Source organism: Nocardioides immobilis (assembly GCF_003515065.1).
Lineage (GTDB): Bacteria > Actinomycetota > Actinomycetes > Propionibacteriales > Nocardioidaceae > Nocardioides > Nocardioides immobilis.
In genome coordinates, this window is sequence record NZ_QXGH01000009.1 from 541,525 (window position 1) to 554,181 (window position 12,657).

General features: G+C 70.9%; 10 protein-coding genes. 5 read left to right on the plus strand and 5 right to left on the minus strand.

The window, feature by feature from the left end:
* The first annotated feature begins 19 nt into the window (after nucleotides 1–19).
* On the plus strand, nucleotides 20–751 hold the full coding sequence (locus D0Z08_RS03470; protein WP_118922609.1) for a dienelactone hydrolase family protein: 732 nt from the start codon (nucleotides 20–22) through the stop codon (nucleotides 749–751).
* 23 nt (nucleotides 752–774) lie between these two features.
* Here the strand turns inward: D0Z08_RS03470 and D0Z08_RS03475 are convergent, their stop codons facing one another.
* Entirely contained in the window at nucleotides 775–2,286 is a 1,512-nt protein-coding gene (locus D0Z08_RS03475; RefSeq protein WP_245993586.1) for an MFS transporter, read from the minus strand.
* A complete protein-coding gene (locus D0Z08_RS03480) occupies nucleotides 2,283–3,389 on the minus strand; it encodes a GuaB3 family IMP dehydrogenase-related protein (RefSeq protein WP_118922611.1) in 1,107 nt (368 codons plus the stop codon). Before D0Z08_RS03480 ends, D0Z08_RS03475 begins: the two co-directional genes overlap by 4 nt.
* Before the next feature lie 154 nt (nucleotides 3,390–3,543).
* Between D0Z08_RS03480 and D0Z08_RS03485 the strand changes: the two genes are divergently transcribed.
* Complete coding sequence (locus D0Z08_RS03485; RefSeq protein WP_118922613.1) at nucleotides 3,544–5,601, plus strand: AAA family ATPase; 2,058 nt, start codon at nucleotides 3,544–3,546, stop codon at nucleotides 5,599–5,601.
* Nucleotides 5,602–5,663: 62 nt separating this feature from the next.
* Nucleotides 5,664–6,107, plus strand: coding sequence for a GNAT family N-acetyltransferase (locus tag D0Z08_RS03490; RefSeq protein ID WP_245993589.1), 444 nt, complete (start codon nucleotides 5,664–5,666; stop codon nucleotides 6,105–6,107).
* 28 nt (nucleotides 6,108–6,135) lie between these two features.
* Here the strand turns inward: D0Z08_RS03490 and D0Z08_RS03495 are convergent, their stop codons facing one another.
* Together D0Z08_RS03495 and D0Z08_RS03500 are read right to left on the minus strand one after the other, a co-directional pair.
* A complete protein-coding gene (locus tag D0Z08_RS03495) occupies nucleotides 6,136–6,990 on the minus strand; it encodes an alpha/beta hydrolase (protein ID WP_245993590.1) in 855 nt (284 codons plus the stop codon).
* Nucleotides 6,991–7,108: 118 nt separating this feature from the next.
* Nucleotides 7,109–8,863 (minus strand): hydroxysqualene dehydroxylase, encoded by a 1,755-nt coding sequence (locus D0Z08_RS03500; protein ID WP_118922615.1) that lies wholly within the window; start codon nucleotides 8,861–8,863, stop codon nucleotides 7,109–7,111.
* A gap of 50 nt (nucleotides 8,864–8,913) precedes the next feature.
* On the opposite strand from D0Z08_RS03500, the gene D0Z08_RS03505 reads away from it, so the two are divergent.
* Nucleotides 8,914–9,546 carry a TetR/AcrR family transcriptional regulator gene (locus D0Z08_RS03505; protein WP_182481117.1) on the plus strand — a complete coding sequence of 211 codons (633 nt, stop codon included), beginning with the start codon at nucleotides 8,914–8,916 and terminating at the stop codon, nucleotides 9,544–9,546.
* 3 nt (nucleotides 9,547–9,549) lie between these two features.
* Here D0Z08_RS03505 and guaB read toward each other — a convergent pair whose 3' ends face one another.
* Nucleotides 9,550–11,058, minus strand: coding sequence for an IMP dehydrogenase (gene guaB, locus D0Z08_RS03510; protein WP_118922619.1), 1,509 nt, complete (start codon nucleotides 11,056–11,058; stop codon nucleotides 9,550–9,552).
* A gap of 56 nt (nucleotides 11,059–11,114) precedes the next feature.
* On the opposite strand from guaB, the gene zwf reads away from it, so the two are divergent.
* The gene (gene zwf / locus D0Z08_RS03515) at nucleotides 11,115–12,584 is read left to right on the plus strand and encodes a glucose-6-phosphate dehydrogenase (RefSeq protein ID WP_245993592.1); all 1,470 of its coding nucleotides are present in this window, start codon (nucleotides 11,115–11,117) and stop codon (nucleotides 12,582–12,584) included.
* The last annotated feature ends 73 nt before the right edge of the window (nucleotides 12,585–12,657 follow it).

Below are 12,657 nucleotides of genomic sequence, written 5' to 3' on the forward strand. Positions count from 1 at the left end.
CCCGCGTAGTCTCCGGCGCATGACCGCTCTCCCGGGATGGGCCCTCAGCGACTACACCGCCGACGACGTGACGCATCCGACGTACCGCAAGGGCGAGGGGTCCGGGGTGATCGTGATCCACGAGATCCCGGGGATCACCCCCCAGCTGCTCGCCTTCGCCGAGGAGGTGGTCGAGCAGGGCCACACCGTGGTGATGCCGCACCTGTTCGGCACGCCCAACGCGAAGGTCGGGCCGCGGTCGATGGCGCAGGCGGCCCGGCAGATCTGCATCAGCCGGGAGTTCCTGCGGATGGCGACCGGCACCACGACGCCGGTCGCGATCTGGCTCCGGGCGCTGGCGAGAGACCTGCACGCAGAGCTCGGCGGGCCCGGCGTCGGCGCGGTCGGCATGTGCTTCACGGGCGGCTACGCGCTCGCGATGCTCGCGGACGCACCGATCGCGGCACCCGTCCTCGCCCAGCCGTCCGCACCCTTCGCCGTCACGCCGGGACGGGGCCGTGACCTCGGCCTCAGCCCCGCCGACCTCGACGCCGTGAAGCAGAAGGTCAGCGCGGGCTGCGAGGTCCTCGGGCTCCGCTACAGGAACGACCTGGCGGTCGGGAGCCGCTTCGACACGCTCCGCAATGAGCTCGGCGAGAACTTCATCGCCGTCGAGTTCCCCGGGGGAAAGCACTCGACGCTGACCCTGCATCGCCAGCAGGAGGGCGTCGACCGGGTCCTGGCCTTCTTCAAGGAGAAGCTGGCGGGCTGACCGGGCCGCCTCGCGGCGGGTTCTCAGTCGTGCGCGCGGTCGGCCGGATGCAGCGGCGGGCCGGCCACGCCGCAGTGCACGCACTCCTCGACATGGATCCGGTGTCCGTCACCGGGACCCTCCGGAGCGGCGGCGAGCGGTCGCCGTACGAACGCTGCGGCGAGCGCGGCGCCGGCCAGGAGGAGCCCGGCGCTGATCACCATCGCCCGCCCGTAGCCGGCATCGAACGCCGTGGCGTCGGTGTAGTCGGCACCACCGATCCCCGCAGCGACCGGGATGACGGCGACCGCGAGGAGACCGGCGGTACGCGCGACGGCGTTGTTGACCCCGGACGCGATGCCGGCGTGCCGGTCGTCGGCGGAGTCGAGGACCGTCGCCGTCAGCGGCGCGACCATCAGCGCGAGCCCGGCACCGAAGAGCAGCACGGGCGTCAGCACGTCGGCGAGGTACGACGCGTCCGCGCCGACCCCGCTCAACCAGAGGACCCCACCGGCCGACAGCAGCGGCCCCAGCGTCATCGGGAGCCGGGGGCCGATCCGCTGGGCCAGCGCGCCCGCCCGGGACGAGAAGGCGAGCATGATCATGGTGACGGGCAGCATCGCCGAGCCGGCCAGGACCGGCGACCAGCCGGCGACCACCTGGAGCTGCAGGACCAGGAGCAGGAAGATCACGCCGAGCGCGGCGTACACCAGGAACGTCACCACGTTGGCCGCACTGAACTGGGCGTTGCGGAACAGCTCCAGCGGCACCAACGGCGACGACGACCGCGCCTCGACGACCACGAACGCGACGAGCAGCGCGAGTCCGGCGCAGGCGGTGGTGACCACCGACCCGCTGAAGCCCGCGTCACCGGCGCGGGTCAGCCCGAACGTGAGGGCGCCGAGCCCGACCGCGGCCAGGCAGGTCCCGGTCACGTCGAGGCGCCCGTCCGCGTCGGGGTCGCGACTCTCGGGGACGTGGCGGACCGCGACCACGATGATCAGCACGGCGACCGGGACGTTGACGAGGAAGACCAGGCGCCAGTCCAGCTCCACCAACCAGCCACCCACGAGCGGGCCGATCGCCGCGGCGATGCCGCCGAGCCCGGACCAGGCGCCGACGGCGGCCGACCGGTCGTCGGGATGGAACGACGCCGCGATGATCGCCAGGCTTCCGGGCATCAGCAGCGCCCCGCCGACACCCTGGAGGCCACGGGCGGCGATCAGCGTGTTGACGTCGGGCGCGAGGCCGCAGAGCAGCGAGGCCAGCGCGAACCAGACGACGCCCACGAGGAAGATCCGGCGCCGGCCGATCCGGTCACCCAAGGAGCCGCCCAGCAGGATCAGCGCGGCGAGGGTCAGCGTGTAGGCGTTGACCGTCCACTGGAGCCCGGCGAACCCGGCGTCCAGGTCCTCCCCGATCCGCCCCAGCGCGACATTGACGACGGTCGCGTCGAGCATCGTCAGGCCGGAGCCCAGCACCGTCGTCAGCAGCACCCAGCGACCGCGGGCACTGCCCATCCGCAAGGCGGCGGGCGCCGCCGCCGGCGAGCTCACTCGACGACGACCTCGATCCGCTGGAACTCCTTGAGATCCGTGTATCCGGTGGTCGCCATCGACCGCTTGAGTGCGCCGACCAGGTTCATGGTGCCGTCGGCGACCCGGCTCGGGCCGAAGAGGATCTCCTCGATGGTGCCGATCTGCTCGAACTGGACCCGCTGGCCGCGCGGCAAGTCGTGGTGGTGCGCCTCGGCGCCCCAGTGGAAGCCGCGGCCGGGCGCGTCGGTCGCGCGGGCGAACGGCGAGCCGACCATGACGGCATCGGCACCGCAGGCGATGGCCTTGGCGAGGTCGCCGGACCGGCCGATCGAGCCGTCTGCGATCACGTGGACATAGCGACCGCCGGACTCGTCGAGGTAGTCGCGGCGGGCGGCGGCGACGTCGGCCACCGCGGAAGCCATCGGTACGGCGACGCCGAGCACGGTGCGGGTGGTGTGCGCCGCACCGCCACCGAACCCGACCAGTACGCCGGCCGCGCCGGTCCGCATCAGGTGCAGCGCGGCCTGGTGGGTGGCGCAGCCGCCCACGATGACCGGCACGTCGAGCTCGTAGATGAACTCCTTGAGGTTGAGCGGCTCGGCCTGGCTCGAGACGTGCTCCGCGCTCACCGTGGTGCCGCGGATGACGAACAGGTCCACGCCGGCGTCGGTGACGACCTTGGCGAACTCCTTGGTCCGCTGGGGAGAGAGCGAGCCGGCGACGGTCACGCCGCCCTCCCGGACCTGGCGCAGTCGCTCGGTGATCAGCTCGGGCTTGATCGGCTCGGCGTAGATCTCCTGGAGCCGGTGCGTCGCGGCGTCGCCTTGGAGACCCGCGACCTCCTCCAGCAGCGGCTCCGGGTCGCTGTAGCGGGTCCAGATGCCCTCGAGGTTGAGCACGCCGAGTCCGCCGTACTGCCCGAAGGCGATGGCCGTCGCCGGAGACATGACCGAGTCCATCGGGGCGGCGAGGATCGGCAGCGAGAACCGGTAGGCGTCGATCTGCCAGTCGACGCTGACCTCGTTGGTGTCGCGGGTGCGCCGGGACGGCACGATCGCGATGTCGTCGAAGGAGTAGGCGTGGCGGGCGCGCTTGGCACGGCCGATCTCGATGTCGGTCACCGGTGGATTCTAGAGTGTGCGTCCCCGTTCGGCTCGCTACGGGATGCTTACCCGGATGTCGGGGTGTCGGTCGGGACGGGCTGGACCACCGGGCTGAGACAAGGTTGAGCCTTCGCTGGATCAGGCCGATCAGTCCGGGCAGACTCGGACGACCATGACCGGACTCGTCCTCCCCGACCACCTCGCCCCCCTGCTCGGCGCGGCCGAGTTCATCGACGTGGTCGGGACCTCCGACCCGTGGGTCGTGCCCGACGGCTGGCTGGAGGACACGCAGCAGGAGCTGCGGCGGCTGGTCGAGCGGCTCGGTCCGGCCCAGGCAGGCGAGACGTCGTCGCCGTACCGCTCGGGTCTGCCGCGGACCTTGCCGTACCTGTGGTCGGCGATCAGCTACCTGCCGACGCCGGCACCGATCTTCGTCGGCTCCTACACCCAGCTGGCGCAGACGCTGCTCGAGCCGTGGTACATCCCCTCGGACAAGGTCTCGCCAGGCGCTGTGCAGACGTTCGCGATCCGGCGCTGGGACTGGCTCCTCGACCTCGCCTACAACGCGCGGGGCGTCGACCCGTCCGCCGTACCGGAGGCGCTGGAGGTCTCGATCGCCGCCTGCGAGCTCCTCGCGGCCGCGCCGACCCACCGGGACCGGGCGACCGCGGCCGCGCGGGTGCTGCGGCGTGCCCTGGCCGACGAGTCGCTGGTGGCAGCGATCCAGCGCGCCTCCTGGCCCGAGGTCGACGCCCGCTGGCAGCAGGACCACACGCTCGTGACCGACGAGGACGCCGCCGTACTGCCGGAGCTCCGGGGCTGGACGTCGTTGCTGGCCTGGGGTCTGCACGGGTTCGACGCCGCGCACGCCCACCTCACCGACCGGGTCAGCCGCGGCCAGACCGCCAACCAGCTGATCGCCTCGATGACCTTGTACGACGGCATCGACGAGCTGCCCGCCGCGTTCACCGCGATCCTCGGCCCGGCCAGGTTCCAGGAGGTCAGTGCCGAGATCGAGCGGCTGCGCTCCGGCTTCGACTCCGTCGACTGGCTCGGCGACACCCGCGGCTGGATCGCCCGGTCGCTGGTCACCGGCGAGATCGACGCCGCCCGGATCTGGATGGCGATGGCGACCCACGTCGCCTACTTCAACGTCCGGCTCGCCAATCCCGACGCCAGCACCAGCTGCCCCGACCGGATCGGGTTCTGGGAGGACGTCCGGGCGATCTTCCGGCCGGCACCGACCGTGCGGAACCCGTTCGCCTCGAAGCTCCAGGCCCGCTCGCCCGTCGCTCCCACCGCTGGTGCGACCGGGCCCGGCGTCGGCGAGCGCCTCCGCGAGGATGAGTACGGCGACGCGGTCGATGCCGCTCCCCCGCCGGTGGAGATCGGGGACCCCATGGGCGAGCTGGCCGACCTGATCGGCCTGCAGGCGGTCAAGGACCAGGTGCAGCGGCTGGTGGCCGAGGTGAGGGCCGAGCAGCTGCGCCGGGAGATCGGCATGCCGGCGTCGGACCGCTCGCGCCACATGGTGTTCCTCGGCAATCCCGGCACCGCGAAGACGACGGTCGCGCGGCTGCTGGCGCGGGTCTACGCCCAGCTCGGCGTGCTCGACAACGGCCACCTGGTGGAGGTCAGCCGGCAGGACCTGGTCGGTGAGTTCATCGGCCAGACGGCGCCCCGCACGACTGCAGCGTTCAACCGCGCGGCCGGCGGTGTCCTCTTCGTCGACGAGGCCTACGCACTGGTGCCGCCGGACTCCCACCGTGACTTCGGCCACGAGGCGATCTCGACCCTCCTCAAGCTGATGGAGGACCGGCGCGACGAGGTGGTGGTGATCGTGGCCGGCTACCCCCGCGAGATGCAGCGGTTCCTGACCGTCAACACCGGCCTCGCCTCCCGGTTCCCGACCACGATCGGCTTCGCCGACTACAGCGACGACGAGCTGGTCGCGATCTTCGAGCTGCTGCGCGGCCGCGCCGGCTACGACCTCGACGAGTACGTCACCCAGCAGCTCCGGCTGCTCTTCCCACGGCCCCGGCCGGAAGGGTTCGGCAACGGCCGGTTCGTGCGCAACGTGTTCGAGGAGACGGTCGCGCGCCAGGCCCAGCGGATCGTCAGCACCGGAGCGACGACCCCCGAGGAGATCCGGATGCTCCGCTGGCAGGACCTGCCCACCACGCCGCCGCCCGACGAGAAGCCATCGACGGGCACCGGCCTCTACCTGTGAGGCCGCCGGAGGATGCCAGTCGTGACCGCCCCTTTTGCCGACGCTCGGTTGACGGAGACGGATTGCAGAAGCCTCCGGAAGAGATCGAGTCCAGCCGCGCGATCATGGGCATTGACACTCAACTGATCAAGGACGGCGCCTACTACGTGGTGCTTGCGGGAGAGGCGGTCGCCGGATGCGGCGGTTGGAGCCGTAGAGCCACGCTGTACGGCGGTGACCACACCCCCGGCCGCGACCCGGAGCTCCTCGATCCCGCGGTCGACGCAGCGAGAGTGCGTGCCATGTACACCCACCCCGCGTACGCGCGCAGTGGAGTCGGTCGGCTGATCCTGACCTGGTGTGAGCAAGCGGCCAAGGAGGAGGGATTCAAGCGCCTCGAACTGATGGGAACGATGTCCGGCGAACCGCTCTACACCAAGGATGGCTTCGTGCCGACCGAGCGACTCACCGATGACCGTGGAGGCGTCGCGGTTGCGCTGGTGAAGATGGCGAAACCGATCGACTAGCTGCCTCGGCCCCGATCGACACCGGTGTTCAGCTTCCCTTGTCGACCGAGGCAGCGAGACGTGCCACCGCCCGCGCAACCTCGGGTCCGAACATCACCGGGTCGTTGTGATCGGCTCCCTGGAGGACCAGCTCCTCGGCCAGAGACGGGGCCTCGTCCGCAACCCGGGCGCTGAGCCGCGACGGAACCACGCTGTCCCGGTCGCCGTACACCACGGTCACGGGGACCTCGCTGTCCTTCAGGTGGTCGAGCACGGGGAAACCGTCTCGTAGGAGGACTCGCACCGGCAGCCAGGGATAGTGGTGAGACCCGACGTCGGCCAGCTCGGTGAAGGGCGAACGCAGCACCAGACCGGCCGGTGGGCGTTCGGCCTGGAGGGCAGCAACGACGCCCGTGCCGAGCGACTCCCCGAAGTAAAGGGTTCGCTCCGGCGGGTAGCCGAGGTATTCCAGCGCTTCGGCAGCGGCCCGCGCATCGGCGAGTAGTCCGTCCTCGCTCGGCGAGCCGGGGTTGCCGCCGTACCCGCGATAGTCGATGAGGAGCACGGCGAGCCCGAGGTCGCTCAGCTCGTCCGCGAAGTCCGCGCGCCCGAGCCGGTTGCCGCCGTTGCCGGGCGCGACGAGCACCGCCATGTCCCGGTCGCGCCTACCGCGGGCCGGCACGAACCAGGCGCCGAGCGTGAGGCCGTCCTCGGTGTGCAGCGTGACGTCACGCGCACCGGCGATCACTTCGTCCGCCGGTGGCACCGGGGACGAATCCGGGAAGTAGATGAGCCGACGCTGTATCGCCCACATCGCTCCGATCACCACCCCCAGGACCACCGCCAGGACAAGGCCCGCTCTCAGCGCGGCCCGCAGCCGAGAGCGCCTCCGCTGGTGTGCCACTACCTCATGGTGTTCGGTCCTGGGCGGGTCCGCAATCGTGGTCAGTGCGCGCCCACCGGAGGAACCCGCCGCTTCGAGTCAGGCAGCGGGCGCGGGAGCCTCAACTTCTCCTGACCGCTCACCCGACGTCGAACGCGTTCTTCAGCCCGAGCCGGTAGAGCGCCTTGTCGGCGATCTTCAGCGCCTCCCACTCCGGCGGGCGGAACATCTTGTAGATCGGAGCGGGCGTGCCGCCGACGCCGGAGGCGTCGAGGATCGCGTTGGCGGCCTGCCGTCCGGACTCGTTGGCGCCCTCCATGGTGGCCAGGTCGACGTTGGTTCGGCAGTAGTCGCCGGCGAGGAAGAGGTTGGGGATGCCGGATCTTGCCGTCGGCCGCAGCTTCCACGAGTCGACCGTGTTGATCAGCAGCGGCTCGTCGTTGGTGTTGGCCCGGCGGGTGGCGTCCCACTTGATGGCCGGATCCAGGAACCACGAGTGCAGCACGTCGTCGGGGAGCACCGAGCGGCCGGTGTCCTCCAACGACGCCTTCATCTGCGCCCAGACCTCGGCCCGCACCTGCTCCTTGGTGCACCTGTTGGCCGGCTTGCCGAAGAGGATGCCGGGCTCCGTCCAGTCGGAGACGTCGACGGAGAGACAGTCGACGGCCGCGCCGTCGCCGTACGTCGACGCGAAGTCGTTGGTCCAGAACTGGCCCTGGGTCAGGCAGGTGAGCGACCACGGCGAGTCGAGGAAGGCGACGTGGCCGCGCGTCATGTTGACCGGGCGCTTCAGGTAGAACTGGATGCCGTTCATCCAGTCGGTGACGAGGCCGTTCAGGCCCTCGAGCTTCGGAGCCAGCCGGAGCACGCTGCTCGAGAGCAGCGGCGTCACCCGCTCGACAGGCATCGCGGACACGAACCAGTCGGCCTCGATCGTGGTCGGACCGGTGGGGGTGCTCGCCCGGGCCCCGGTGATCCGCGCGTTCGCGACGTCGAGCCCGACGATCGTCGTACCGGTGCGGAAGCGGACGCCCTTGCCCCGCAGCAGCTGGACCCAGGGGTCGATCCACACCTCGTTGGTCGGGCCGTTGAGGACCTGGTCGGCGTGCCGGCCCTGCGTCCCCCGACCGGCGATGGCGTTGAGGAAGGCCTCGGCCATGTTGCCGATGGTGCGGGTGCTGGCGATCTCCTCCTTGGCGGCCACCAGTGCCCGGGTGAGGCCGCGGGCGGCGACGGTCTGGTACTCGGCCGAGCGCTGCTCGGCGCGGACGAAGTCCCACCAGGACGTCTTCTCCCACTGACCGAACCGCCGCTCGTCGCAGCTCGACATGTAGACGACGACCCGGGTCGCGAAGTAGGCCGCCTCGTCGGGCGACACCATCTGCCCGCCCACGAGCTCGTCGACGATGAAGCGCTTCAGCGCGTCGGGGGTGGCCAGGTGGCGCGGGTCCGGGATGAGTCCGAACAGGTTCTGGTCGTCCCGACCTCCGGATCGCGGGAACAGCGGGATCGGTGCGTTGACGAGGTTGTCGAGGACGCCGTTCTCGTTGGTCCCGAACGGGATCCTCGCCATGGTCTCGGGGATGTGGCTGTAGAAGCCCGGGAAGAACCGGAAGCCGTGCTCACCGGGGAGGTTGCGGCGACCGCCGGACGCCGTACGGGGCACCGGGATGCTGCGCGCCTTGCCACCGAGCGCCTTGCGCTCGTAGACGGTGACCTCGAACCCGCGCTCGATCAGCTCGTGCGCGGCGGCCAGGCCGGCCATGCCGCCACCGAGCACGGCGACCCGGCGTCGTTGGAGGGCGAGCGCCGGCGACAACGGACCGGCGGCGACCAGCGCTGCCGCTGCGACCCCGGATCCTCGCAGCACGTTCCGGCGAGACAGTGACTCCATGACACCCCGATCTTCCGTAACCGACACTGGTGTCGGTTAGCATGGGGATTGTGTCCTCTCCCGGCGTCTCCGTCAACCAGCCGCGACGACGGCTGCGGGGTGCCGAGCGCCGCCGCCGGGTCGAGGCGGCCGCGGTCGTCGCGTTCGCCAACAGGGGGTACGACGCAACGTCGCTCGGCGAGATCGCGTCCGCAGCCGGGGTCACCCGGACGGTGATGTACGACCACTTCCCCACCAAGCGCGCGCTCTTCCTGCAGGTGCTGGCCTCCCAGCACGAGCTGATGCTCACCGAGATCGCGCGCGGCATCACCAGCGAGGGCGGGCCGCGCGACCGGGTGCGGGCGACGCTGGCGGCGTACCTCGAGTTCACCCGGGAGCACCCCGCGACCCGGCGGCTGCTCCTCGACCCGATCCCGTCCGGCGACCCCGAGCTCGACCAGGTCGTCCGTGGCTACCTCGACGACCGGGCCGACGCCATCAGCGGCTTGCTGTCGGCCGACCTCGCCGGAGCCGGCGTGGACCTCGGCTCCACCAGCCTGCCGGTCATCGTCGCCGTCGTCAGTGGTGCCGCCGACGGTCTGGCCCAGTGGTGGGCCCTGCACCCGGACACGCCGTTCGACGACGTCGTCGACGCCGCCACCCGCTTGCTCTGGAACGGCCTGCCGCGCGCCGGGGACGCCTGATCCTCAGCCGTGGTAGTTGGGCGCCTCGACCGTCATCTGCACGTCGTGGGGGTGGCTCTCCTTGAGCGAGGCCGAGGTGATCCGGATGAACCGGCCCTTCTCCTGCAGCTCCGGGATCGTCCCGGCGCCGACGTAGAACATCGACTGGTTGAGGCCGCCGAGCAGCTGGTGGGCGACCGCGGAGAGCGGCCCGCGGTAGGCCACCTGGCCCTCGACGCCCTCGGGGACGATCTTGTCGTCGCTGGTGACCTCGGCCTGGAAGTAGCGGTCCTTGGAGTATGACTTCTTGCCGCGCGAGGACATCGCGCCGAGGGAACCCATGCCGCGGTAGGCCTTGTACTGCTTGCCCTGCACGAAGATCACCTCGCCGGGCGACTCCTCGCAGCCGGCGAGCATCGAGCCGATCATCACCGACTCCGCACCCGCGACGATCGCCTTGGCGATGTCGCCGGACTGCTGCAGGCCGCCGTCGGCGATCACGGGTACGCCGGCCGGGCGGGCCGCGAGCGAGGCCTCGTAGACGGCGGTGACCTGGGGTACGCCGCAGCCGGTGACCACGCGCGTCGTACAGATCGAGCCCGGGCCGAAGCCGACCTTGACCGCGTCGGCGCCGGCGTCGACGAACGCCTGTGCGCCCTCACGGGTGGCGACGTTGCCGCCGATCACCTGCACGTGCTTGGTGGCGGGGTCGCTCTTGAGCCGCCGGACCATGTCGAGGAGGAGGGTCACGTGGCCGTGGGCGGTGTCGGCGACGAGCACGTCGACGCCCGCCTCGATCAGGCCGGTGGCACGCTCCCACGCATCGCCGAAGTAGCCGATTGCGGCGCCGACCATCAGCCGGCCCTGACCGTCCTTGGACGCGTCGGGGAACTGCTCGGACTTCACGAAGTCCTTGACGGTGATCAGCCCGCCCAGCCGGCCTTGCTCGTCGACCAGCGGCAACCGCTCGCGCTTGTGCTTGCGCAGCAGCAGGTTGGCGTCGTCACGGCTGATGCCGACCGGTCCGGTGATCAACGGCATCGGCGTCATCACCTCGTCGACCTTGGTCGAGGCCCACTCCGCGACTGGGGTGAACCGCAGGTCGCGGTTGGTGCAGATGCCGAGCAGCCGGTTGTCGGCGTCGACGACGGGGAGGCCGGAGACGCGGTACTCACCGCAGATCCGGTCGAGGTCCTCGAGCGTCGCGTCGGGGCCGATGGTGACCGGGTTGGAGATGATCCCGGTCTGGGTCCGCTTCACGAGGTCGACCTGATAGGCCTGCTCCTCGGCGGAGAGGTTGCGGTGCAGGATGCCGATACCGCCCTGGCGGGCCATCGCGATCGCCATCCGGGACTCGGTGACCGTGTCCATCGCGGCACTGATCAGCGGCGCCTTGATGCTGATCTCGCGCGTGAGCCGCGTCGTCGTGTCGATGTCGTCGGGCGCCAGGTCGGAATGCCCGGGCAGCAGCAGAACGTCGTCGTAGGTCAGACCCAAAGGTGCGAACTTCGCCGGAACTTCAGTGGCCTCCATGACGGAATCCTACGTGTCGCCTTGCCTGCAGGACGAACCGGGACAGACTGGGGCGCGTGAACCTTCCCGTGATCAAAGACCTGCCCCCGCACGTGTTGGTCCTCTTCGGCGCGACCGGCGACCTCGCGTCCCGCAAGCTCTTCCCCGGGCTGTACCGGCTGGCCGCGGCGGGGCGGCTCCCCAAGCACTACCGGGTGATCGGCAGCGGCCGGCGCTCCCCCGGCACCGACGAGGAGTTCCGCGGCCAGGTGAGGACGGCTCTCGACGAGTTCGTGAAGGACGTCGACGAGGCGGTGGCCGGGCCGCTGCTGGAGCGGATCACGTTCGTCACCTCCTCGGCCGACGACGGTACGGCGCTGTCGGCGGCCGTGCGTGACGCCGAGGACCGACTGCTCGAGGACGCGGGCTGCCTGCTGTCCGACGTACGGCGCCTGCTCTACCTCTCGATCCCGCCGTCGGCCGTCTCCGGCACGGTGGAGATGCTCGCGAAGGAGGACCTGGTCGACCGCTCGCGACTGGTCGCGGAGAAGCCGTTCGGCACCGACCTGGCCACTGCACGGGCACTCGACGTCGTACTCCTCAACGCCTTCGAGGAGCGGCAGATCTTCCGGATCGACCACTTCCTCGGCAAGGAGGCGGTGCAGAACATCCTGGCGCTCCGCTTCGCCAACGGGCTGTTCGAGCCGGCCTGGAACCGGCACACCATCGAGTCGGTGCAGATCGACGTGCCGGAGCGGCTGACGGTCGAGGGCCGGGGCAGCTTCTACGAGGGCACCGGCTGCCTGCGCGACATGGTCACCACCCATCTCTGCCAGCTGCTCGGCTTCGTCGCGCTCGAGGACCCGCACGCCTACCGCGAGTCCGCACTGCGGGCGGCGAAGTCCGCCGTGTTCGCGGCAGTGCGGCCGCTCGACCCGGAGCGCGTGGTCTTCGGCCAGTACGACGGCTACCGCGCCGAGGCCGACGTCGCACCCGACTCCGACGTGGAGACGTTCGTCGCGATCGAGATGTGGATCGACAACGACCGGTGGCGCGACGTGCCGTTCTACCTGCGCACCGGCAAGGCGATGGCCGAGGGCCGGCGGACCATCACCGTCCGGTTCTCCGACCCCCGGCACCGCTGGCTCAAGCCCGCCGACCAGGGGGTGCCGGCGCCCAACGAGCTGGTCATCGAGCTCGCCGACCAGCCGCGGATCGCGATCGACGTCCGCGCCAAGCGACCCGGCCCGGACATGGACATCGTCGAGGGCGTGTTCCGCCTCGACCTCGTCTGCGACGTCCCGGACGCCGACCCGTTGGAGGCGTACGAGCGGCTCATCCTCGACGTGATGCGCGGCGACCGCACCCTCTTCATCGGCTCGGCCGAGGTCGAGCGGCTGTGGGAGATCTGCCAGCCGGTCCTCGAGCGCCGCCCGGCACCGGAGCCCTACCCGCAGGGGTCCTGGGGTCCGCAGCCCGCGATCGACCTGCCGCTCGGCGGCTGGCGGCTCGGCAACCACCCGCCGGACCGGTCGCTCACCAGCTGAGCGACGCGGCGTGCGTCGTACCTGAAGTTTCGGTCCCGATTCGGTCGATTTTGGGGCCGAAACTTCAGGTACG